The following is a 21,323-nucleotide window of genomic DNA, read 5'->3' as shown; positions in this document are numbered from 1 at the left end:
ACCCGGAATGGAGCCGGCGCGGATCCTGGTCGCGGACGATCGGAGGGAGGTCTTCGAGGCGGTGCGCCTGCTCCTGGGCCCGGAGGGATTCGAGGTCGTGCCCGCGGGCTCCCCCGCGGCGGTCCTCGAGTCGATCGGCTCCTCCGACCACGACCTGCTCCTGCTCGACCTCAACTACGCCCGCGACACGACGTCGGGACGCGAGGGGCTGGACCTCCTCGCGCGCGTCCGGGCGATCGACGCGACCCTGCCGATCGTCGTGATGACCGCGTGGGCGACCGTCGACCTCGCGGTCGAGGCGATGCGGAAGGGGGCGCGCGACTTCCTCGCCAAACCCTGGGAGAACGCGCGGCTGCTCGCCACCGTGCGCACGCAGGTCGAGCTGGGTCGGGTGCTCCGCCGCGGCGAGCGTCTCGAAGCCGAGCTGCGCGTGTTGCGTTCGGACGGGGCGCCGCGCCTGCTCGCGCGCTCGTCCGCCATGCGTCCCGTCCTCGAGCGGATCGAACGCGTCGGCCCGTCCGGGGCCGCGGTCCTGATCACCGGCGAGCACGGCTCGGGGAAGGGGGTGGTGGCGCGCGCGCTGCACGACGCCTCCCCCCGCGCCGGGCGTCCCCTGGTCGTCGTGAACGTCGGCGGGCTGAGCGAAGGGGTCTTCGAGAGCGAGCTGTTCGGGCACGTCCGCGGCGCCTTCACCGACGCGTCGACCGACCGCGTGGGCCGGTTCGAGCTCGCGGACGGAGGGACCCTCTTCCTCGACGAGATCGGCAACCTCTCCCCCGCGATGCAGGCGAAGCTGCTGCGCGTCCTCGAGAGCGGGGAGTTCGAGCGGGTCGGCTCCTCGCGGTCGCACCGCGTGAACGTGCGCGTGATCGCGGCCACCAACGCCGACCTCGCCGCCGAGGCCGCGGCGGGACGTTTCCGTCCCGACCTGCTGTACCGGCTGAACACCGTGGAGATCCGCGTCCCGCCGCTGCGCGAGCGTCCGGAGGACATCCCCCTGCTCGCGGCCTATTTCCTCGAGACCCACGCGTCGCGTTACCACCGCCCCGTGGAGGGGTTCGAGTCGGCGGCCCTCGACGCCCTCGTCGCGCACCTGTGGCCCGGAAACGTGCGCGAGCTCGAGCACGGGATCGAGCGGGCGGTGCTCCTGGCGAAAGGGCCGCTCGTGCGCGCGGGCGACCTCGGCCTTTCCCACCCGTCCGCGCCGGCGGCCCCGACGGCGCTCGAGGCGATGAGCCTCGAGGACGTCGAGCGCGTCCTGATCCGCAAGGCTCTCGACCGCCACGCCGGCAACGTCAGCAAGGCGGCCGAGGCGCTGGGACTGAGCCGAAGCGCCCTCTACCGGCGTCTCCAGCGCCACGGACTGTGAGCGCCGGGGCGTTTCTCGCGCTCGCCGCCGCGTGCGGCCTGGGCGCGCTCGCGGCGCTTCGCTGGCGTCGGCGCCGCGAGATGCGCCGGCTCCAGACGCTGGCCAACCTCCTCTCGGCCCTGCGCGAGGACGACTTCTCGATCCGCGCGATCGAGGCGCGGCGGGGCGATCCCCTCGGCGACGCCCTCGTCGAGGCGAACCTCCTGGCCGACGCGATGGCGGCGCAACGCCGCGAGGCGCTCGAGGCGACGGCCCTCCTTCGCACCGTGATGGAGGAGATCGACGTGGCCGTCCTCGCCTTCGACGACGAGGGGCGCGTGCGCCTCGCCAACCGCGCGGCGGAGCGCCTGCTGTCCATTCCGGTCTTCCAGCTCCTCGGCTCGCCGGCGACCGAGGTCGGCGCGGAGTCGCTGCTCCGCGACGGCCCGGGGACGATCGACCGCGCCTTCCCCGGCGGCGCCGGGCGCTTCGGAGTGCGACGCACGACGTTCCGCGAGCGCGGTCGCCCCATGCGGCTCGTCGTCGTGACGAACCTCGGCGACCTCCTGCGCGAGGAGGAGCGAACGGCGTGGCTGCGCCTGATCCGCGTCCTCGGGCACGAGATGGGGAACTCCTTGGGACCGATCCGCTCGATCGCCGAGAGCCTCGAAAGCCGCGCGCGCCGCGCGCCGCACCCCGATCCCGCCGTGCGCGAGGACCTCGAGCGGGGCCTGACCGTCGTGAGGGAGCGCGCGGCCTCGCTGGCGCGATTCCTCGAGGGATACACCCGCCTCGCGCGCCTGCCGAAGCCGTCCCCCGGCGTCGTCGCCGTCGCGACGTGGATTCACGACGCAGCCTCGCTCGAGAGGCGCGTGCCGATCGAGATCGCGGGGGGCCCCGACGTCCGCCTGCGCGGCGACCGGGATCAGCTCGACCCGATGCTGATCAACCTGATCCGCAACGCCGCCGAGGCGTCGCTCGAGACCGGCGGCGCGGTGCGGCTGGCGTGGGTGCTCTCGGGGAACGTCGTCGAGGTCCGCGTCGAGGACGACGGCCCCGGGCTCGCCGATCCGTCGAACCTGTTCGTCCCGTTCTTCACGACGAAGCCCGGCGGGAGCGGGATCGGCCTCGTCCTCGCGAGGCAGATCGCGGAGGCGCACGGCGGAAGCCTCGCCCTGGAGAATCGCCGGGACACCGCGGGGTGCGTCGCGAAGGTAAGGCTCCCGGTGTGATCAGGGCTGCGCTTCGGGACCCTTCGCCTTCTTCCTCGACTTCGCCTTCCCCTCGGCCTTCACCGGGACGATCCGGTACGGCTTCTTCTTCGACGCCGACGGCCTCGACTCGACGAGGGTCCACGCGCGCAGGACCTCGGCGACGCTCCACGCCTGCGCGGGACAGCCGCGCGCGGCGTGCGGCGGCTCGCCGTCGAAGATCTCGGAGAGTTGCCCGACGCAACCCTCGGCAAGGTGCGCGGGAAGCGCGTCGAAGAGCTTCGCCGCCTTGGCCTTCCCGGCGGCCCCCTGCGTGCGCAGCAGCGCGTTGACGTAGGGGCCGAGCAGCCACAGCCACACCGTCCCCTGGTGATAGGCCGCGTCGCGCTCGGCGGGCCCGCCCTGGTAGACCGGCCGGTAGGCCGGATCCCCGGGGGCGAGCGAGCGCAGGCCGACGGGGGTGAGGAGCTTCTCCTCGACGACGTCGAGCAGGCGCTTCGCCTGCTCCTTCGAGAGGAGCGCGAAGGGGAGCGAGAGCGCGATCAGCGCGTTCGGGCGGATCGAGGCCTCCCGGACGTGGTCGTCCACGTCGAGCAGGTAGCCCGCCTCCTCGTTCCAGAAGACCTTCACGAAGGCGGCCTTGGCCTTCTTCGCCTTCCTCGCGAGGGTCCCGGACTCGGCCTCGTTTCCGGCCTGTTTCTCGAAGTCGGAGAGGATCGCGAGGGCGTTGCACCAGAGGGCGTTCACCTCGACGGCGCGACCGACGCGGGGGGTGAACACGTGGTCGCCGAGCTTCGCGTCCATCCACGTGAGGTTCGTGCCGGCCTCGCCCGCGTACAGGAGCCCCTGCGCGTCGACGCGGATGCCGTGGCGCGTCCCGCGCTCGTGATGCTCGATCACCTCGCGAAGCGCGGGAAGCATCTCCTTCGTCACGAACGCGAGGTCCCCCGTGGCCTTGAGGTACTCGTGGACGGCGACGAACATCCACAACGTCGCGTCGGCGGCGTTGTATTCGGCCTCGCCGGCCCGCTCTCCGAACCGGTTCGGGATCAACCCGTCCATCCGCGCGTCGCGGAAGGCGAGCAGGACCTTCCTCGCGTCGTCGAATCGGCCGGTCGCGAGCGTGAGACCGGGAAGCGCGATCATCGCGTCGCGTCCCCAGTCCGAAAACCACGGGTAGCCGGCGACGATCGACGCGCGGCTCTCGCCGCGCCGCACGACGAACCCGTCGGCGGCGAGGATCAGCGCCCGGCGCAACGCGTCCTTCTCCGGGACCGCCGCGACCAGCTCCTTGCGGCGCTTGCGTTCCGCCTCGAGGAGCTTCCACGCGTCGCGCCCGCCCGGGTTCGCCGTCGAGATCACGACGCCGAAACGGTCGCCGACGTGAAGCTCGCGGCGCAGGACGCCGTAGGTGAACAGGTCCTCGCGAAAGTCGAGGCCGCGTTCCCGCTCGAAGTCGTATTCGAAGCTGCGGTACCAGTCGGCGCCCGGCGTGAACTCCGCCCTGGCCGCGGAAACGAAGACCTCCGGCACCCCGTCGTAGGGGCGCATCGCGAGCACCCCCGCCTCGAACGACGCCTCGGCCCGGACGAACGGGTTCGCGTGCACCAGCGCGTGGTGGTCGCGCCCGGCCACGAACGGCCGGAGCTCGAGGACGAAGGGCGCCGCCGCCTCCAGGACCTCGTACACGACGACGGTGGTGTTCTCCCCGTGGATCGCGGCGACGGTCTTCCGGAGGCGCACGCCTCCGGCTTCGTGGACGAAGACGGGGAAGAGGTCGCGCTCGAAGCTCTGGAGGGTCTTGTGCCCTTCGGGCCAGACCGCCCCCGGCCAGCGGTTCGAGCCGAGCTCGAAACGCTCGCCGTCGCGGACGATCGTCGCGTCGAGCTTGGAGAGGAGCACCATGCGGCCGACGGGGGGACGGGTCGCGGCCACCAGCAGACCGTGGTATCGGCGCGTGTTCGCGCCGGAAAGGGACGAAGACGCCCACCCGCCGAGCCCGTTCGGCTCGATCCACTCGCGGCGGGACGCGTCCTCGAAGTTCGAGAGCGTGTCGGAATCGAACGTGATGGTCATGGCGCAGAAGTAGACGACCTGCGCCTCGTTTTCAAGGCCGAGGGGCGTTAACGCCGCGTTTCGTTCTCGGCGACCGTCGACCAGTTCACCGCCCAGCGCTCGGACCAGGTGCGGTACCGGGCGAGCTTCTCGGCGTTGCGCGCGCGCCACGCCCGCGCTTCGGGGTCGTTCGCCGCCTGGCGGATGTCGAACGCCAGCGCCTCCATGTGTCCCGCCTTGCGCAGGTCGTCGAAATACGCGATCGCGAACGGTCCCCAGAACAGGTCGCGCTGTCCTTCCGCGTTGAGCGCGGAGACCAGCTTGAGCATGGTGTCGAGGGCGAAAGCGAAATACTCCGCGTCGGAACGGTTGCGCCAGGCGGCGTCGTGGCGGAGGTTCCCCACGAGCGACAACCCCTTCGCCTCGGCCTCCTCGGTCGCGTCCCCCGGCTTCGTCTCGACCGTCCCGCGCGCCTCGAACAACATCCGCCACATCTGCTGGGCGATCTCCCGCGAACGCTCGGTGTTCCCGTCGAGCGACAGCGAGCGCGCGTACGCGGCGAAGGCGCGGCCGCGCGCGCCGTCGGCGCTCATCGCGTCGCCGAGCGCGCGCCAGTACTCGGGGCGGTACGGCGAGTTGCGGATGCACCGTTCGAGGTGGTCGATCGCGTCGCTCACGCGGCCCTGGGCGAAGACGTTGATCGCGCGGTGGAAGCGGAGCGCCTCGTCGCGCGGCCACACCGACTGGCCGAGGAGGAGCACCTCTTCGGCCTTGTCCCAGAGCCCCATCATCCCGTAGGCCGAACCGATGACGAGGTAGACCCCCGCGGGGCAGTCCTTGCCGGTGGCGACGATCTGCTCGGCGATCGAGACGGTTTTCTGCCAGTCGCCCTTCGCGTACGCGGAGAAGGCGAGCCCCGCGAGCGCCTGCGGCAACCCGGGGTTCACCTTCAGGATCTCCTCGTAACGCGCGATCGCCTCGTCGTGGCGCCCCGCCTCCTGCATCGAGACGGCCTCCTCGAGAAGCGGCCCGACTTCGGCGGGCGCGGGCGGGATCGGTTCCCCCGCATGCGAGAAGGAGAAGCCCCCCCAGAGGAGAAGAGCGGCGAAGGCGACCCGGGTGCGGCGCATGGTGATCCTCCGTGCGCCGTCGAATCTGCGCCCGAATGACGAATCCGGCCACCACCCCGAGAATCGATCCGGGTCTGCGGGTTTTTCCGTCGCGCTCGCTGCGGATCGTTCCGGAATTCACTTTCGTAACGGCGACCTGCGTAGAATCCACGCATGTCTTCTTCCCTTCATGGACGGCGCATCACGACGCGGCTTTGCGGTCTCGACCTCTACGTGAACGACGAAGGCGTGCTGAAGGCGATCGAGTTCGTCTGGTCGCGCCGCCCCGCCCCGCCGCGCTCCGATCACCCCGCGCTCGCGGTCGTCGAGAAGCAGCTGCAGGAATTCGTGAAGGGGGAACGCAGGACCTTCGATCTTCCGTTCGAGGCCGACGGCACGGAGTTCCAGCAGGCGGTCTGGCGTCGTCTCGTCGCGATTCCTTACGGCGAGCGGTGGACCTACGGCGACGTCGCGCGCGCGTTGCGCAAGAGCGGCGCCGCGCGCGCGGTCGGCCTGGCCTGCGCGAAGAACCCGATCCCGCTCGTGATCCCGTGCCATCGCGTGGTCGGATCCGACGGCTCGCTCACCGGCTTCGGGGGAGGCCTGGTGATGAAGCGGACGCTGCTCGACCTCGAGCGGGGCGGAAGGTTGCTCTGATGCTCGCCCCGATTCTCGCCCTCGCCCTGCTCGCCCAGGACGCTGCCGCCGTCCGCGCGCTGATCGAGAAGGACGCCTGGCGGGAGGCGCTCGACGCGGCGAAGGCCTTCGCGGGCGCCGCGCCGTCGAACGCCGAAGCCGTCTCGGTGCTGGGAGAGGCGCTCTACCGCGCCGGCCGGATCGACGAGGCGGGCAGGACCCTCGCCCCGCTCGCGACGCGCGAGGACGCGCCGCCCCGCGCGCTCGTGACCCTCGGGCTCGTGCGCGCCGCCGAGGGGAAGACCGACGAAGCCGGGACCCTCCTCGATCGTGCGGTCGCGCTCGCCCCCGAGGACCGCTTCGTCCTCTACCACGCGGCGTCGGTGGGGACCTCGCGCGCCGATACGATCGCGCGCCTCGAGCGCTACCTCGCGAAAAGCGACGGCGACGACGCCGACCGGATCGAAGGGGCGCGCGGGACGATCCGCTACCTGAAGGCGCTCGGGGACCGGGCGACGTGGGTGCGCGAGACGAGCCCCGAACGGGTCGAGGTGCCCCTGCGCGCGATCCCCGACGGGGGCGGCGGCTCGGCGGGGTTCGTGGTCCAGGTCGAGCTCGGGGGACGGAAGGTCTGGGTCCTCCTCGACACGGGCTCGGGCGGGTTGTTCGCCGTGGAGCGGGCGGTGAAGAAGTCGGGGCTCGAGCCGATCTCGGAGGAGACCGTTTTCGCGGGGGGCGGATCGGGGCGCGAGGCCTCGAAGAAGTGGTTCATCCCCTCGTGTGCGGTCGGCGGGCTGCGCTTCAAGGATGCCGTCGTCACGACGACGCCGACCGAGATCGACCCGACGGGGCGTTATCAGGGGGTGCTCGGCGTCGGGATCTTCTCCGGGTACCGCGTCACCCTCGATCTCGCGAAGGGGCGGCTCCTCCTCGACGCCGGCGAGGCGCCCGCGGGGGCGGTCCCCTACTGGGACGTCGCCGGGCAGATCCTCGTCGAAGCGACAGCCGGGGACGGACGCCGCGGCCTGTTCCTCTTCGACACGGGAGCGACGCGCAGCTTCCTCTCCTTCGACTTCGCCGGCCGGCCGACGGGAGCGAAGGCCGACGTTCGAACGTACGGGGGCGCCGTCGAAGGCGCGCGCCAGGTCATGGGGATCGCGCTCGAGTTCCCGGGGCTCCCCCCCAGCGCGAAGCCGAAGACGGCGGGCGATCTCACGCAGCGAAGCCGCCTGTCGGGGGTGGAGGTTTCGGGATTCCTCGGCCTCGACGTCCTCGCCGACGCGGTCGTGATCGTCGACACGAAATCGCGGCGGATCGCGGCGTCCCGTCCCCCGAGGAAGTAGTCTTCCGCGCATGGAAGCGCTCGACCCCCAGGACGCCGTGCGCGCGCTCGCCCGCGAGGTCGCGGCGCAGGCCGGCGGCCGGGCGCTGATCGTCGGCGGGTACGTGCGCGACCGGCTCGTCGGCCGCGAGACCCTCGACGTGGACGTCGAGGTCCACGGCGTGCCGACCGAGCGCCTCGAGCCCCTGCTCGATCGGATGTTCCCCCGGCGGCTCAACGTCGTCGGGCGGTCGTTCGGGGTCTTCAAGATCCACCTTGCGCGCGGCGTCGACCTCGACGTCGCGATCCCTCGGCGCGACTCGAAGGCGGGACCCGGACACCAGGGGTTCGTCGTCGAGGGGGACCCGTACCTCGGTCCGGAGGAGGCCGCGCGCCGGCGCGACTTCACCGTGAACGCCGTCGCCCTCGACCCGATCACCGGCGAGATCCTCGATCCCTGGGGGGGCGTCGCCGATCTGCGCGCGCGCGTCCTCCGCGTCGTGGACCCGTCCCAGTTCGGCGACGACCCGCTGCGCGTCTGGCGCGGGGTGCAGATCGCGGCCCGGTTCGACCTCGTCCCCGAGCCCGGCACCCTCGACCTGATGCGCGGGATGGTCGCGCGCGGGGACCTGCGCCAGCTCAGCCGGGAGCGCGTCACCGAGGAGCTGCGCAAGCTCTTCGTCGACGCCCCGGCGCCGTCGAAGGGGCTCGAGCTCGCCCGCGCGATCGGCGCGATCCGGGAGCTGTTTCCCGAGCTCGAGGCCTACGAGGCGACCCCGCAGGAGCCGGAGTGGCACCCCGAGGGGAACGTCTGGATCCACACGATGCTGGTCGTCGACCGGGCCGCGGAGCTCTCCCGCCGCCCCGCGTGGGGGTTCGACGACGCGCAGCGCCTCCAGGTCGTCCTCGGCGCGCTCCTGCACGACGTCGGCAAGCCCGTCTCGACGACGCGGCTGGTCAAGGACGGGGTCGAGCGGGTCGTCTCCCCCGGACACGAGTCCGCCGGAGAGCCCCTCGCGCGCGCCGTGCTCTCGCGCCTGACGTTCGGGGAGGAGGTCGAGCGCGCGGTCGTCGGGATCGTCAAGTGGCACGCCCTGCCGCACGCGCTCCATCGGGACCTCGAGAAGGGGCAGATCGACGAGCGCGCCTACGTGAACGCGGTGCGCAAGCTGGTCAAGCGGCTCCACCCGACCCCGTGGCGGGTCTTCCTCGCCGCGTGCGAGGCCGACTGGCGCGGACGCGCCTTCGAGGACGTCCGGACCGGGCCGCACCCCCCGGGCGACCGGTTCGCCGCGACGGTCGCGCAGCACGCCCTCGACGTGGAGCCGGCGAAGCCCCTGGTTCAGGGGCGCGATGCGCTCGCGCTCGGGGTGCCCCCCGGGCCCGAGATGGGCCGGCTCATCGCCGCGATCGAGAACGCGCGGGATCGCGGCGAGGTTCGGACGCGGGAGGAAGCGCTCGTGCTCCTGTCCGATCTCGTCGCGCGCCGATCAACGTCTCGAGGGTGATCGAGGCGAGGGTCGCGCGCGTCGAGGCGTCGATCTCCTCGAAGACCCGGCGCAGCCGATCCTCCTCCATCCCGGGATGCGACGGCTCGAACGCCTCCACGACGTCGAGCAGGGTCATCCGGTGCGGCGCCTTCGCGAGCTGATACCCGCCGCGCGTGCCGCGCTGCCCCGTCGCGAGCCCCGCGCGGGCGAGATCCTGGAGGACCTTCGCGACCACCGTCGCCGGGAGGCCGTGCGCCTTCGCGAGTCCCGACGCCGTGACGGGCTCCCTCCCCCAGGCCCGCGCGAGCGCGGCGGCGGCGTAGAGCGCGTAGCGCGTCCCCTTCTGCAGGTTCACGCGGGCGCCTCGTCGTCGGAGGGGGGCGACGAGAGGTCGAGGTCCAGGCAGATCCGCGGCGACGGCCGGAACCCCTCGTGGTGGAAGAACATCAGGACGTCGGGGTTCTCCCAGGCGACCTCGGTCTGCAGCCTCGGCACGTTCAGCCCGCGCAGGTTCACCCGCAGCTGCCGGAGGAGCGCGCGGCCGACGCCGCGGTTCCGGAAGTCGGGGTGCACGTCGATCGTGTCGAGGACCGCGGCGGGCTCCAGACGCCCGAACTCGCCGTAGAACACCCGCGCGAGCAGGAAGCCGACGAACGCCCCGTCGAGCTCGGCGGCGAGGGACACCTTGATCCCGCTCTCGACGAGGTTCTGCTGGAGCTTGAGCCGGAAGAACTCCTCGCGCCGGCGGCCGGTGTTCCGGGCGTCCAGCGCGATCACCGCGTCGAGGTCCTCGGGCCGCAGCCCGCGAATCGTGGTCATGACTTCTCCCCTCCCGGTCATCCGATGAGCTGCCCGCCGTCCACCCGCAGCACCTGGCCCGTGACGTGCGCGGCCCACGGCGAAACCAGGAACAACACCGCGTTCGCGACGTCCTCGGGGCAGCCGGACCTGCCGAGGGCGGTTTCCTCGATCGCGCGCCGCTTCACCTCGGGGTCGAGGCCCGCGGTCATCGGGGTGTCGATGAGCCCCGGCGAGACGACGTTCACGCGGATCCGGAAGCGGCCCGTCTCGCGGGCCGCGGTGCGCGCCAGGGCGATCAATCCCGCCTTGCTCGCGGCGTAGTTGGCCTGGCCGATCTTCCCGCGCTCGCCGTTGATCGACGCGACGAGCACGATCGAGCCGCCGCCGTCCCGGCGCATCCACGGAACCACCTCGCGCAGGAGGTGGAACGCCGCGTCGAGGTTGACCGCGAAGACGTCGCGCCACGCGGCGTCGTCGAGCTTCCACAGGACCGCGTCGCGGGTGATTCCCGCGGCGTGCACGAGGATGTCGAGCTTCGCGATCCGCGAGCCGAGGGCCGCGACCGCCCCGGGGTCGGTGAGGTCGGCCTCGATCGCGGTCGCGCCGGAGGGGTTCAGCCTCCCCGGGAGGTCGAGGCTGAAGACCTCCGCCCCCGCCTCCCGGAGCAGGCCGACGACGGCGAGGCCGATCCCTCCGGAGCCCCCGGTCACCAGAGCGGTTTTCCCCCGAAGGTCGAGGATGCGCATCTCAGGCCTCCGCCGCGAAGGTCACGCCTTCGCGGGCCAGGCGCTCGGCGCGGAACGCTCCCCACAGCGCCGCGCCGATCGCCCCGGCAAGGATCGACCGATCGTGGGCGCGGATGTCGACCGCGGCCTTCTGGGCCTCGGCCGCCTCGCGCAGCGCCGCCATCAGGCCGACGTCCCCGGCGAGTCCGCCGGTGACGAGCACGACGCCGCGCGCCCCGGCCGAGGTCAGCAGGCGCAGGTACCGCCCCGCCATCGACTGGTGGATCCCCTTGATGATGTTCGGGGCGCGGATCCCGCGGCTCACCATGTTGATGACGTCGGTCTCCGCCAGAACCGCGCAGATCGACGAGCACGCCTCGGGGTCGTCGGCCTGCAGCGACAGCGGCCCGATCTCGTCGATCGTGATCCCCAGGTAACGCGAGATGTTCTCGAGGAACTGCCCGGAGCCCGAGGCGCACTGGCTCGTCATCCGGTACGCCTCGACCTTCGCGCGCGAGTCCATCAGCACCGCGCGGGTGTGCAACGCGCCGATGTCGATCACCGCGCGCGCGTCCGGCTCGAGGTACTGGCCGCCGCGCGCGTGCGTCGTCATCCCGTAGAAGTGGCCGGTGCGGAAGGGGACCATCTCCCCCTCCCCCGTCGTCGCGACGTAGGCGAGGTCGGAGCGTTTCAGCCCCGATTCCTCGACGCAGCGCTCGAAAAGCGAGGCCGCGACCTGTTGCGGATCCCGCCGCCGGATCCTCTCGACCCCCGACGCGAGGATCGCGGACGCGCCCGCCTCCGCGCGCGCGACGACCACCTTCACCGCCGACGAGCCGACGTCGATCCCCGCGCTGTTCATGCCGCCGCCTCCTCGCCGCGGCGGGCGTCGCGCCAGGCGAACAGCGCCGCGCCCAGCGCTCCGGTGTAGATCGAGTCGGGGGAGATGTTCATCGCGACCTCGCCGTAGTTCTCGCGGATCAGGCCGCGCAGCGCGTCGACCGCGGCGGGGTTCTTGGCGACGCCCCCGGTGAAGGTGAACTCGTTCGCGACCCCGCCCGACCGCGCCAGGAGCGACATCGCGCGCAGGATGATCGCGCGATGGAGGCCGGCCAGGATGTCCTCGCGTTTCTCGCCCAGGCTCAGCCGCTCCCTCAGCTCGGCCCCCGCGAAGACGGTGCAGGTCGAGTTGATCCGCACCGGGCGGGAGGAGTTGCAGGCCATCGGCCCGAGCTCGTGCAGGCCGAGGTTCATCTCGTCGGCGATGTAGCCGAGGTAACGCCCGCATCCCGCCGCGCAACGGTCGTTCATCTGGAAGGAGGTGACGATGCCGCGGTCGTCCACCTGGATCGCCTTGGTGTCCTGGCCGCCGATGTCCAGGACGGTGCGGGTTCCGGGGAACATCGCGTGCGCGCCGAGGCCGTGGCAGAGGATCTCGGAGCGGATCTGCTCCTTCGGGAACGGGAGCGTCTGCCGGCCGTACCCGGTCCCCACCGACGAGGCGACCTGGAGCGGCACCGAGGCGACCGCCTCGACCGCGCGCCGCAACGCGTCGGGTGCGTCCTCGAGGTCCGCCGAGGCGGCGCGTGCGTGCGTCCCGAAGTCCTCCGCTCCCGAGGGGGTGTTCTCGACCTCCAGGATCGCCTTGTCGAAGACCCCGACGAGCCGGTCGAACGCCGCGGCGCCGTCGCGCGAGACCTCCTCGGCGAGCTGCAGGAACCGGCTCCCCGCGAGGTCCCGGAAGAAGTCGGACTTGCGGCTCGCTCCCTCGGCGAACAGCGTCCGCGCCTCCCCGGCCATGCGGTCGAGCATGCCGTCGACGACGGGAGCGACGCCGCGCGCGAGCAGGTCGTGCGCGACGATCCTCGCGGCGATGCGGCGGAAGACCTCGAGCTGCGCGAGATACTGGCGTCCCCGGAAGCGCAGGCCCAGGGCGGCCAGCCGCCGCGATCGCTCGGCCTCCGGCATCCCCGCCGCCGCGAGCTCCCGGTCGAGGAGGCCGAAACGCGCGGCGATCAGCGCCTCGCCGAGGGCGACCTCGCAGGCGAGGGCGTAGTTCGAGCGGCTGTTCGTGATCCCCCGGCCGAGGGTCGCCCCCGCGTCGTCGAGGACGACCGCCTTGGTCGTCGTCGAGCCGAGGTCGATCCCGACGTAGGCCTTCATGCGGCACCCCCCGCGCGCTTCTGCTCGATCATCTGGAAATAGGACTCGAGCCGGTTCTTGATGTTCGCCGCGGAGAAGTAGCGCGGGTCCACGAGGTCGCTCTCGACGAACCCCGCGGGGCGGCCGGTCCGCCGCTCGACCTCGCGCAGCATCATGAGCTGCCCGGCGCTGAACGAGTTGCAGCTCTTGATCGAGTTCACGAGCAGGCCGTCGGCCCCGTACTCCTCGACGTAGCGGCACAACATGTCGACGCGCGTGGGGAGGTTGAGGTTCGTGTAGCAGCCGAGGCAGTACTCGGCGAGGGTCTCGAGGGGTCGCTCGGGGTCGTGGCGGAAGCCGTTGTCGTAGACGCCGCCGACCTTCGTGTAGGTCGAGGCGACGACGACGGCGCCCTCGTCGGCGAACATCTTCCAGAACTGCCGGAACGAGGTCCAGTTGGGAGGCCCCTCCACCACGAGCCGGAACCGCTCGCGCTCCATCTCGCCGTCCGGGGTGACGGGCCCCTTCCCCATCGCGATCCGCTCGTCGACCTCGGACCGCAGCGCGCGGTAGTAGCCGACGGCCTCCTCGGTCCCGCGGAACGCCGTGAAGATCGGCCCGATGTAGTAGACCCCGCCGAAGTACGCGTCGATCGGGGAGGGTCGGTGCTTGGCCGACTCGAGCACGTGCACGAGATCGTCCTCGGCCCGGCTCGACCGGGCGAGCATTTCCTTCAGCTTGTCCTCGTCGTATTTCCTTCCCGACACCTGCTCGAGCTTCGGGATCACCGACTCCTTCAGCTGGCGTACCACGTAGTCGCGCGCGGCCGTGGTGATGCGCCCCTCCGCCTGATAGGGGACGTGCAGCATGGCGACGGGGGCCTTGTACTCCTCCTTCAGCAGCTCGAACCACTTCATGAAGGTGAAGCAGCCGGTGTAGGAGAGCAGCAGCAGGTCGGGGTCGGGGAGGTGCTCGCCGGTCGGGCCGAGGTTGCCGGACCGCTTCATCCCGACGTCGCACTTCACGTAGGTGCAGACGTCCTCGGAGTGCCCGAGCTTCTCGGCGATCGCGATGTAGTCCTTGGACTTCCCGCGCATCGCCGACTGCAGGGCGTTGATCTCCGGGAGGACCGGGAGCAGGTCGAAGCTGCGCACGAGCTCGGTGAGGTTTCCGGGAACGAAGGTGTAGACGCTCTTCTCCCCCGTGTGCGGGGAGTGCGCGAGCCTCGAGTAGTGCTCCGCGATCATCTCCTTCTGACGGAGCTGGCTTCCGTCCTTCATGGCCGCGCTCGGGTTCATGCGTTCACCCCGCTCCAGAGCTTGATCGAATCGGCGAAGGTCCCCGCCTGCTCGCGAATGACCTGGAACTGGCCGTTGTTCTCGGCGTATTTGAACGCCGTCCACGGGATCGAGGCGTTCTCGAGGACCTTCACCGTCATGGGCTGGTCGAGCAGCGCCGGGTCGCAGAAACTCGGCGCGCAGAACAGGACCCCTTCGGCGCGCGAGCCGCGCGTCCGCGCGACGAGCTCCGCGCCCTTCTCGATCTCGCCGGCGTAGCGCGTCGGACTTTCGATCGAGTCGCCCAGGAAGGCCGCCACGAGCGCCTCGAGGGGATCGCCGTCGGTGGGGAGGTCGCCTCGGATCCAGCGGTGGACCTGCACGAAGTCGTCGTCGACGATGTAGCAGCCCGCCCGCTCGAGGGTCTTGATGAGGCCGAGCGGAGGCTGCTCGCAGAACGAGCCCGTCAGGAGCACGCGGGCCTGGTCCATCGGAAGGCGGGAGGCGTCCTCGCGGACGAGGCGGGCGTACTCCCGGAGCATCGCCGTCGACTCCTCGACGGGAATCACGAGCGACGCGCGCAGGAGCATGTAGAGCTCGGAGGTCGGGACCTTCCACGGGGACTCGATGCGCAGGGCGTAAAGCTCGCGCACGAGCGCGCGGTTCTCGTTGTAGGCGACGATCGCCTCGCGCAGCGCCTCGGGGTCGTAGGGCTTCGCGCCCCGGGCGACGAGGGCCTCGGAGAGCTCCTCGAGCTCGTGCCGGTAGAACGCCCCGCCGACCGCGGGATCGAAGTTCTGCGGCACGTCGAGGTAGCGGGAGAGCTTGTCGGGGAACTCGATCTTCCACATCCCCGAGAGGTTCCGGATCACGTCGCAGATCGCGGGGAAGACCATGCCGTCGAGGACGTCGAGCGCTCCCGAGAGACCGAGCTCGATGGTGCTTCGGGGGATGTGGCAGATGTACGACTGGTAATAGGCGTCGCCCCGGATGATCTCGAGGTCCTCGCCCCCGCCCATGATCCCGACGGGGAGGACGCCGTGCGCGCGGAAGAGCTCCCGCGGGACGTAGATCGGCATGTATCCCACCGCGAGCCCGCCGGTGCGCCGCTTCCATTCGCCGACCGCCGAGAAGGAGAGGTCGCGATAGAGGCGCTCCGCGCGCTCGAGAAGCCCCGCGAGAGATCCGCTCATGCCTACTCCTCCACGCCGCGCTCGAGCTGCACGAAACGCCCCGCGACGAACCCGTTCGCGCGGAAAAACGCGAGCACCGGGACGTCGCGCCGCTCGACCATCGTCCGCACCGTCTCGATCCCGTGCTCGCGGAAACGGCGGCAGGCTTCCTCGAGCAGGAGGGTCGCCACCCCGCCGCGAAGGTGGTCGCGCCGCACGCCGACCGCGAAGATCCAGCCGCACGGCTCCGAGCCGAACTCGAAGGCCCGGACCTCGCCGATCAGATAGCCGGCGAGGCTTCCGGCCTCGCTCGCCGCGAGGGCGACGCGGAACTCGCCGCGCCTGGGGTGCAGGAACGCCCGGAAGACGCGCTCCCAGTAGGCGGGTTTCCCCGTCCCGGTGTGCTGCGTGTCGATCGAGACGACGTCGTTGAAGTCCCCCGCGCGCAGCGGCCGGACGGTCGTCTCGGCCCGGACGGAGGCGCTCATCTCGCCTCCTTGCCCGCGGCACGGGCGGCCGCCAGGACCTCGTCGATCAGCGGGTCTCCCCAGGGCTCGCCTTCGGCGAGCCGTCGCCGGAGGAGGAGGAAGTCCGCCTCGCGGCGCTCCTTGCCGCCTTCGTGGAAGGCACGGAACCCCGCCTTCGCCTCGGTCATCATGTTGAGGGCGAGCCACGCGCGGTTCCCCTCGCGGTTCCGGTCCCAGGGCGTGAGCTTGTGTTTGCGCAGGCTCTCGATCGTCTTCGACAGGCAGCCGGGCATCAGGTTCGCCAGCGCCCAGACCATCGCGTCGACCTCGCGGTCGAGCTCGGAGAGATCGACGGTGGCCCGCCGGAGGGTCTCCTTGCCGGCGGCGAGCTCGTGCCCCGCGCGGCGCTCGCCGTGCACGATCCGGCCGTATCCGTCGAGCCAGCGGTCGGTCACGACCAGGGGGTTGGGGATCCACGCGCCGTCGAGCTTGAGCGCGGGGACGACCCGCGTGAGCAGACCCAGACGGTGCGCCTTGTGCGCCGACCACGGCTCGCAGGTCGTGCAGCTCTCCATCGCCGCCTCGATCCCGACGTACAGGGGCAGGAAGTCCGTGCTCCCCCCGTCGGGGGCCGAGCCGTGGCGGGGACCGGCCTGGCCGAAGACCGCGAGGTCCTGCGCGATCGAGAAGTCGCAGGCCATCCCGATCTCCTGGCCGCCGCCGATCCGCATCCCGTTCACGCGGCAGATCACCGGCTTGTCGCAGTGCAGGATCGCCGTGACCATGTCGTTGAACAGGCGCATGTACTGCCGGTACTCCTCGGGGCGCCCGGCGTAGTAGGTCGCGTATTCGGCGGTGTTCCCGCCGGTGCAGAAGGCGCGATCCCCCGCTCCCGTGAAGACGACCGCCACGCAGGCGCGGTCGTTCGACGCGCGCCGCATTCCGGCGATCACCCCCTTCACCATCGCGGTCGTGTAGGAGTTGTATTGCCTCGGATTGTCGAGGGTGATCCGGACGGCGTGCAGCCCCGCGACGACGGCGCCGTCGGGGCTTCGCAGCGGCGTCTGCTCGTACAGGACCCCCGGCCAGTCCTTCGTCTCGGGGAGGTCGTGATCCTTGAACTCCATGCTCAGGCCTCCGGCACGAGGATCACGCGACGCGCGACGCGCCGGGCGTGCAGATCCTCGAAGGTGGTGTTGACGGACGCGAGCGGTCGGCGCTCGACGAACGGCTCGAGGGCGATCTTGCCCTCGACGACGAGCCGGACGATCTCGGGATAGAGCTCGGGGGCGCACCCCCAGGTCCCCTGGGCGACGGCGTCGAAGGCCATCAGGTTCGAAAGCCGCACCTCGACGCTTTTCGGAGTGAATCCGACGACGCCGAGCCAGCCGCCGTGGGCGAGCAGGCCGAATGCCGTCGCCTGGCCGGCCGGCGTCCCCGAGGTCTCGAAGATCTTCGTGCGCCAGGTCGGGACCCCGCGCTCCTCCGCGAAGCGGCGCACCCGCTTGCGCAGCTCCTTGAGCTCGGTCGCGGCGACGTTCCACGTCGCCGCGGCTCCGTGCTCCCGAAGCGCCGCCAGCTTCGCGTCGTCCACGTCGAGGGCGATCACGTGCGCGCCGAGCGCGGCCGCGACCTGCACCCCGAACCCGCCCACGCCCCCCGCGCCGACGAACACCGCGACGTCCCCCGCTCCGAGGCCGCTTCGCGCGATCGCCTGGTACGGGGTCGAGACGGCATCCGCGATCACCGCGAGGGCGACGAGGTCGGCGCCTTCCGGAACGGGGCAGAGGCCGCGCGCGGGGACGCGCACGTGCGTGGCGAAACCGCCGTGCACGTCGTTGCCGGGGAAGATCTGTTTCGGGCAGACCGAGCCTCTGCCGTCGAGGCACGCGGGACAGGTCCCGCAGGGAATCACGGCCGGAACCACCACCGACCGCCCGAGCCAGCTCGCGGCGCCGTCCCCCGCCTCCACGACGCGGCCGCTGATCTCGTGGCCGAGCACGAGGGGGAACGGGTGGCGCGTCGGGACCCCTTCGTAGAAGTAGCCGAGGTCGGTGTGGCAGACGCCGCACCCGGCCACCTCGACGATCACCTCGCCCGCGCCCGCACGCTCCTCGCGCTCCGCGAGGACCATCGGCCGCCCCGGTTCCCGCACCTCCCAACCGGCGACGCGCATCCGACCCCCTTTTCGGAATTAGGACACCTAATTCCTATTACAGGAGACGCCGATCGCCGATTGACATCGGATAAATGGGGACAGCAACCTATTTCCCAACTGGGAAATAGGTTGCTGTCCCCATTTACGCCCGGACGCGGTGGATCGCTTCGAGCACTTCCGCCTCGCTGAGCACCCGCTGGGAGGTCTTGGCCATGGCGAGGATCGCGTCGACGATCTCGGAGGTCTCGGGGAGCCCGCGAGCGTTCAGCCAGAAGAGGACGTTGGACTTTCCCGACATGTGGCTGATCTCGATCTCCTGGCTGCGCCCGATCCAGCTCGCCGGCACGCCGGAGTAGACCCGGTCCGCAAGCCACGCGTCTCCCTTCCGGAGCGCCTTCACGACGGCGGCGGCGTGCACCCCCGTCGCGGTGCGGAAGGCGTCCTTCCCGACGATCGGGGTGTTCACGGGGATCGGGACCCCGGTCGCCCGCGACACCGCCTCGACGTACTCGGGAAGCGCCGAGAGATCGTCGTCGCGCACGCCGAGCAGACGCAGGTTGACGAGGATCTCCTCCATCGGCGTATTGCCGACGCGCTCCCCCACGCCCAGCGCCGTGCCGTGCACGCGCGTCGCCCCTCCCTCGACGGCCGCGAGGGTGTTCGCGATCCCGAGGCCGCGGTCGCGGTGACCGTGCCAGTCGACCCCGATGCGGTCGGCGACGCCCAGCTCGGACAGGAGGCCCCGCACCCACGAGACGAGATTGAACGCGGTCTGCGGGACCGCGGCGCCGACCGTGTCGCACAGGCAGACGCGCTTGGCCCCCGCCTCGATCGCGGCGGTGAGCAGGACGCGCAGGTCGTCGGGGGACGAGCGGACGGTGTCCTCGGTGACGTACATGACGTCGAGCCCTTCCCGCACCGCGAACGTGACCGCCTCCCTGGTGTGCCGGAGGATCTGCTCGAGCGCCCACTCCTCGGCGTATTGCCGGATCGGGCTCGAGCCGATGAACAGGCACGCCTCGATCGGAACGCCGGTTTTCTGCTGGACCTCCGCCATCGGCTGGATGTCCACCATCAGGGTGCGCCCCGCGCAGTTGGCCTTGATGCGCAGCTTCGCGCGGTCGATCTCGCGGCAGAGGGTCTCCACCGCCTCACGCTGGCGCGGTCCCGCGCCGGGAAGCCCCACGTCGGCCGTCTCGATCCCGAGACGGTCCATGAGATGCAGGATCTTGACCTTGTCCTCGAGCGGCGGATCGGCGACCGAGGGGCTCTGGAGTCCGTCGCGCAGCGTCTCGTCGTCGAGCATCACCCGCACGCCCGGACGCCGGAACGTCATCGGGCCGTGCTCCGCCCAGTCGTAGACGAGCCCGTCGTCGGCAGGTGTCGTCATGGGGCCTTCCCTTCTACTTCACGACGGCGCGACCGAACTGCCGCGCGCGCTCGAGCAACTCGCGCGCGCCGGCCTCGTCGCCCCGCGCCTTCCGGATCGCCGCGAGGTGGAACAGGCTCGACACCTCCCCCACCCCCTCGTCCAGGCTCCTGGTGAACTCGCGCTCCGCCCGCGCGACGTCGCCGAGCCGCTCGTGGATCACGCCGACGTGGTAGCGGGCCATCAGGTACTCGGGGGTGAGCGAGGTGCACTTCTCGAAATGCTCGAGCGCCTGGTCGAGCTCCCCGGCGTGGAAGAGGGCGATCGCGAGGCGGTAGTGCGCGGCGTTGAAGTTGGGGTCGATCTCGAGGCAGGTCCGGTACGACCAGATCGCCTCCGGCATGTTCCCCCGGTGGTACCACGCGACGCCCAGGTCGTAGTGACACAGGAGGAAGCGCGGGGCTCCGTCGATCGCCTTCTTGTACCTCTCGATCGCGAGGTCGAGCGTCCCCTGGTGGAAGAACAGGACTCCCAGCTGGTGGTTCGCGAGGACGTTGCCGGGGTCGGCCGCGAGCAGCCGCTCGAGCTCGCGCCGCGCGTCGGTGTGCCGCCCCTCCCGCTCGTGGACGAGCGCCAGGAGCAGGCGGTGGTCGATCCAGGCATCGCGCAGGAACATGCCGCACGAGGCGCAGAAGCTGTCCTTCTCGGCGGCGTCGTGACCGCAGCGGGGGCAACGCATGGGAATCCTCCGTGGGGGCCGGTGCCGGGGGAGTGTACGCCCGTTCGCGACCTTTCCGAATCCCCCGACATGCGCCACCATGCGCGGGTGACGCCCCCGCTTGACGCCTATCAAGACCGGCGGACCCGGCGCGAGGCCGCCGTGCGTCGGGAGTCCCGCCGGGACGATCGAGTCGTGCTCTCACGGGCCGCGACCGCGGCCCTCGCCGTCGCCCTCGCGATCGGCGCCTGGAAGGGGACCTGGGGCTGGGGCTGGATCGCCGTCGCCGTCCTCCTCTTCGTGGTCCTCGTCGTCCTCCACGACCGCGTCCTGCGCGCGAAGGCCCGCGCCGACCGGGCGGTCGCGCACTACGACGCAGGCATCGCGCGGATCGAGGAGCGCTGGGCCGGCACGGGGCGGGACGGCTCGCGGCACGCCCCCGAGCACCACCCCTACGCCGCCGACCTCGACCTGTTCGGCCCGGGCTCCCTCTTCGAAAGGGTCAACACCACCAGAACCGGCGCCGGTGAGGCGACGCTTTCGACGTGGCTGCTCTCCCCCGCAACGCCGCGCACGATCCGCGATCGTCAGCTCGCCCTCGAGGAGCTGAAGCCGCGCCTCGAGCTGCGCGAGGACCTCGCCCTCGCGGGAGACGCGGTCGCCGCGGAGGTCCACCCCGACCGGCTGCGCGCGTGGGCGCGGTCCCCCGCGCGTCCGTTCCCCTTGCCGCTCCGGATGCTCGCCGCGATCCTCGGCGCGTGCGGGCTCGTGTCGCTTCTGACCTGGCTGTCCGGTGCGACGACCGCGATCCCGTTCGCGATCTTCGGCGTCCTCAACGGATCGCTCGCCCTCGCGGCGAGACGACGCGTCGTCGCGATCGTGCACGACGCCGACCGCCCCGGCGCGGAGCTTCGCGTCCTTTCGGAGGTGCTCGCACGGATCGAGCGGGAGCCGTTCGAATCCGAGCCCCTCCGCGAGCTCCGCGCGGCCCTCGACTCCGACGGAGCCGCCCCGTCGGCCGCGATCGCGTCGCTCGCGAAGCGGCTCGACTGGATGGAGCTGCGGCGGAACCAGCTCGTCGCCCCGTTCGCGGCGGTCGCGTTGTGGACGACGCAGATGGCGATGGCGGTGGAGGCCTGGCGCGCGCGCCACGGCGCGGCCGTCTCGCGCTGGGTCGACGCCTGCGGGGAGATCGAGGCCCTCGCCGCGATGAGCGCCTGCGCGTTCGAGAACCCGAACGACCCGTTCCCCGACATCGTCGAGGGCCCCGGCCGCTTCGAGGCGGAAGCCCTCGGCCACCCGCTGATCCCGACCGCCCGCTGCG

20 protein-coding genes are annotated in these 21,323 nt (G+C 71.6%); 6 read left to right on the top strand and 14 right to left on the bottom strand.

Features of this window, described 5'->3' with window-relative positions; all coding sequences use genetic code 11:
• Positions 1 to 7 precede the first annotated feature (7 nt).
• Positions 8 to 1,369 carry a sigma-54 dependent transcriptional regulator gene (locus tag VF139_14590; GenBank protein ID HEX6852621.1) on the top strand — a complete coding sequence of 454 codons (1,362 nt, stop codon included), beginning with the start codon at positions 8 to 10 and terminating at the stop codon, positions 1,367 to 1,369.
• Positions 1,366 to 2,580 (top strand): ATP-binding protein, encoded by a 1,215-nt coding sequence (locus VF139_14585; GenBank protein ID HEX6852620.1) that lies wholly within the window; start codon positions 1,366 to 1,368, stop codon positions 2,578 to 2,580. Before VF139_14590 ends, VF139_14585 begins: the two co-directional genes overlap by 4 nt.
• Here VF139_14585 and VF139_14580 read toward each other — a convergent pair whose 3' ends face one another.
• The gene (locus tag VF139_14580) at positions 2,581 to 4,635 is read right to left on the bottom strand and encodes an amylo-alpha-1,6-glucosidase (GenBank protein HEX6852619.1); all 2,055 of its coding nucleotides are present in this window, start codon (positions 4,633 to 4,635) and stop codon (positions 2,581 to 2,583) included.
• Positions 4,636 to 4,682: 47 nt separating this feature from the next.
• A complete protein-coding gene (locus VF139_14575; GenBank protein ID HEX6852618.1) occupies positions 4,683 to 5,744 on the bottom strand; it encodes a tetratricopeptide repeat protein in 1,062 nt (353 codons plus the stop codon).
• A 153-nt stretch (positions 5,745 to 5,897) separates the two neighbouring features.
• On the opposite strand from VF139_14575, the gene VF139_14570 reads away from it, so the two are divergent.
• From VF139_14570 to VF139_14560, 3 genes are read left to right on the top strand one after another with little or no spacing between them, the layout of a single operon-like run.
• Positions 5,898 to 6,380, top strand: a complete 483-nt coding sequence (locus VF139_14570; protein ID HEX6852617.1) for a methylated-DNA--[protein]-cysteine S-methyltransferase — start codon at positions 5,898 to 5,900, stop codon at positions 6,378 to 6,380.
• Positions 6,380 to 7,702, top strand: coding sequence for an aspartyl protease family protein (locus VF139_14565; protein HEX6852616.1), 1,323 nt, complete (start codon positions 6,380 to 6,382; stop codon positions 7,700 to 7,702). The genes VF139_14570 and VF139_14565 overlap by 1 nt, the downstream gene beginning before the upstream one ends.
• 10 nt (positions 7,703 to 7,712) lie before the next feature.
• Entirely contained in the window at positions 7,713 to 9,188 is a 1,476-nt protein-coding gene (locus VF139_14560; GenBank protein ID HEX6852615.1) for an HD domain-containing protein, read from the top strand.
• On the opposite strand, the gene VF139_14555 is transcribed toward VF139_14560, so the two are convergent.
• From VF139_14555 to VF139_14500, 12 genes are all read right to left on the bottom strand, one after another.
• Positions 9,079 to 9,525 (bottom strand): Rrf2 family transcriptional regulator, encoded by a 447-nt coding sequence (locus VF139_14555; protein ID HEX6852614.1) that lies wholly within the window; start codon positions 9,523 to 9,525, stop codon positions 9,079 to 9,081. The two genes, VF139_14560 and VF139_14555, sit on opposite strands and share 110 nt — an antisense overlap.
• Entirely contained in the window at positions 9,522 to 9,989 is a 468-nt protein-coding gene (locus VF139_14550) for a GNAT family N-acetyltransferase (protein ID HEX6852613.1), read from the bottom strand. Before VF139_14550 ends, VF139_14555 begins: the two co-directional genes overlap by 4 nt.
• Positions 9,990 to 10,006: 17 nt before the next feature.
• Complete coding sequence (locus VF139_14545) at positions 10,007 to 10,717, bottom strand: SDR family NAD(P)-dependent oxidoreductase (protein HEX6852612.1); 711 nt, start codon at positions 10,715 to 10,717, stop codon at positions 10,007 to 10,009.
• A gap of 1 nt (position 10,718) precedes the next feature.
• The gene (gene bcrD / locus VF139_14540) at positions 10,719 to 11,558 is read right to left on the bottom strand and encodes a benzoyl-CoA reductase subunit D (GenBank protein ID HEX6852611.1); all 840 of its coding nucleotides are present in this window, start codon (positions 11,556 to 11,558) and stop codon (positions 10,719 to 10,721) included.
• Positions 11,555 to 12,859 carry a benzoyl-CoA reductase subunit A gene (gene bcrA / locus VF139_14535; protein HEX6852610.1) on the bottom strand — a complete coding sequence of 435 codons (1,305 nt, stop codon included), beginning with the start codon at positions 12,857 to 12,859 and terminating at the stop codon, positions 11,555 to 11,557. Before bcrA ends, bcrD begins: the two co-directional genes overlap by 4 nt.
• Positions 12,856 to 14,136, bottom strand: a complete 1,281-nt coding sequence (gene bcrB, locus VF139_14530) for a benzoyl-CoA reductase subunit B (protein ID HEX6852609.1) — start codon at positions 14,134 to 14,136, stop codon at positions 12,856 to 12,858. Before bcrB ends, bcrA begins: the two co-directional genes overlap by 4 nt.
• Positions 14,133 to 15,308, bottom strand: a complete 1,176-nt coding sequence (gene bcrC / locus VF139_14525) for a benzoyl-CoA reductase subunit C (GenBank protein ID HEX6852608.1) — start codon at positions 15,306 to 15,308, stop codon at positions 14,133 to 14,135. Before bcrC ends, bcrB begins: the two co-directional genes overlap by 4 nt.
• Before the next feature lie 2 nt (positions 15,309 to 15,310).
• Complete coding sequence (locus VF139_14520; protein HEX6852607.1) at positions 15,311 to 15,775, bottom strand: GNAT family N-acetyltransferase; 465 nt, start codon at positions 15,773 to 15,775, stop codon at positions 15,311 to 15,313.
• Positions 15,772 to 16,881, bottom strand: coding sequence for a 6-oxocyclohex-1-ene-1-carbonyl-CoA hydratase (gene oah / locus VF139_14515; protein ID HEX6852606.1), 1,110 nt, complete (start codon positions 16,879 to 16,881; stop codon positions 15,772 to 15,774). Before oah ends, VF139_14520 begins: the two co-directional genes overlap by 4 nt.
• Positions 16,882 to 16,883: 2 nt before the next feature.
• Positions 16,884 to 17,930 (bottom strand): 6-hydroxycyclohex-1-ene-1-carbonyl-CoA dehydrogenase, encoded by a 1,047-nt coding sequence (gene had, locus VF139_14510; protein HEX6852605.1) that lies wholly within the window; start codon positions 17,928 to 17,930, stop codon positions 16,884 to 16,886.
• 124 nt (positions 17,931 to 18,054) lie between these two features.
• A complete protein-coding gene (locus tag VF139_14505; protein ID HEX6852604.1) occupies positions 18,055 to 19,302 on the bottom strand; it encodes a LeuA family protein in 1,248 nt (415 codons plus the stop codon).
• 13 nt (positions 19,303 to 19,315) lie between these two features.
• Entirely contained in the window at positions 19,316 to 20,020 is a 705-nt protein-coding gene (locus tag VF139_14500; protein ID HEX6852603.1) for a tetratricopeptide repeat protein, read from the bottom strand.
• A gap of 87 nt (positions 20,021 to 20,107) precedes the next feature.
• Between VF139_14500 and VF139_14495 the strand changes: the two genes are divergently transcribed.
• Positions 20,108 to 21,323: hypothetical protein (locus VF139_14495; GenBank protein HEX6852602.1), on the top strand; the 1,216-nt coding region annotated here is incomplete at its 3' end.

The organism is Candidatus Polarisedimenticolaceae bacterium, from assembly GCA_036376135.1.
GTDB lineage: Bacteria > Acidobacteriota > Polarisedimenticolia > Polarisedimenticolales > DASRJG01 > DASVAW01.
This window is presented reverse-complemented; position numbering and strand designations above follow the sequence as displayed.

Excerpts from the sequence above, each read along its gene's own strand:
- VF139_14560 (HEX6852615.1), top strand. The coding sequence starts at position 7,713 with ATGGAAGCGCTCGACCCCCAGGACGCCGTGCGCGCGCTCGCCCGCGAG.
- bcrD (HEX6852611.1), bottom strand. The coding sequence starts at position 11,558 with ATGAACAGCGCGGGGATCGACGTCGGCTCGTCGGCGGTGAAGGTGGTC.
- VF139_14575 (HEX6852618.1), bottom strand. The coding sequence starts at position 5,744 with ATGCGCCGCACCCGGGTCGCCTTCGCCGCTCTTCTCCTCTGGGGGGGC.
- VF139_14500 (HEX6852603.1), bottom strand. The coding sequence starts at position 20,020 with ATGCGTTGCCCCCGCTGCGGTCACGACGCCGCCGAGAAGGACAGCTTC.
- VF139_14550 (HEX6852613.1), bottom strand. The coding sequence starts at position 9,989 with ATGACCACGATTCGCGGGCTGCGGCCCGAGGACCTCGACGCGGTGATC.
- VF139_14565 (HEX6852616.1), top strand. The coding sequence starts at position 6,380 with ATGCTCGCCCCGATTCTCGCCCTCGCCCTGCTCGCCCAGGACGCTGCC.
- oah (HEX6852606.1), bottom strand. The coding sequence starts at position 16,881 with ATGGAGTTCAAGGATCACGACCTCCCCGAGACGAAGGACTGGCCGGGG.
- VF139_14545 (HEX6852612.1), bottom strand. The coding sequence starts at position 10,717 with ATGCGCATCCTCGACCTTCGGGGGAAAACCGCTCTGGTGACCGGGGGC.
- VF139_14520 (HEX6852607.1), bottom strand. The coding sequence starts at position 15,775 with ATGAGCGCCTCCGTCCGGGCCGAGACGACCGTCCGGCCGCTGCGCGCG.
- VF139_14505 (HEX6852604.1), bottom strand. The coding sequence starts at position 19,302 with ATGACGACACCTGCCGACGACGGGCTCGTCTACGACTGGGCGGAGCAC.
- bcrA (HEX6852610.1), bottom strand. The coding sequence starts at position 12,859 with ATGAAGGCCTACGTCGGGATCGACCTCGGCTCGACGACGACCAAGGCG.
- bcrB (HEX6852609.1), bottom strand. The coding sequence starts at position 14,136 with ATGAACCCGAGCGCGGCCATGAAGGACGGAAGCCAGCTCCGTCAGAAG.
- VF139_14570 (HEX6852617.1), top strand. The coding sequence starts at position 5,898 with ATGTCTTCTTCCCTTCATGGACGGCGCATCACGACGCGGCTTTGCGGT.
- VF139_14590 (HEX6852621.1), top strand. The coding sequence starts at position 8 with ATGGAGCCGGCGCGGATCCTGGTCGCGGACGATCGGAGGGAGGTCTTC.
- bcrC (HEX6852608.1), bottom strand. The coding sequence starts at position 15,308 with ATGAGCGGATCTCTCGCGGGGCTTCTCGAGCGCGCGGAGCGCCTCTAT.
- had (HEX6852605.1), bottom strand. The coding sequence starts at position 17,930 with ATGCGCGTCGCCGGTTGGGAGGTGCGGGAACCGGGGCGGCCGATGGTC.
- VF139_14580 (HEX6852619.1), bottom strand. The coding sequence starts at position 4,635 with ATGACCATCACGTTCGATTCCGACACGCTCTCGAACTTCGAGGACGCG.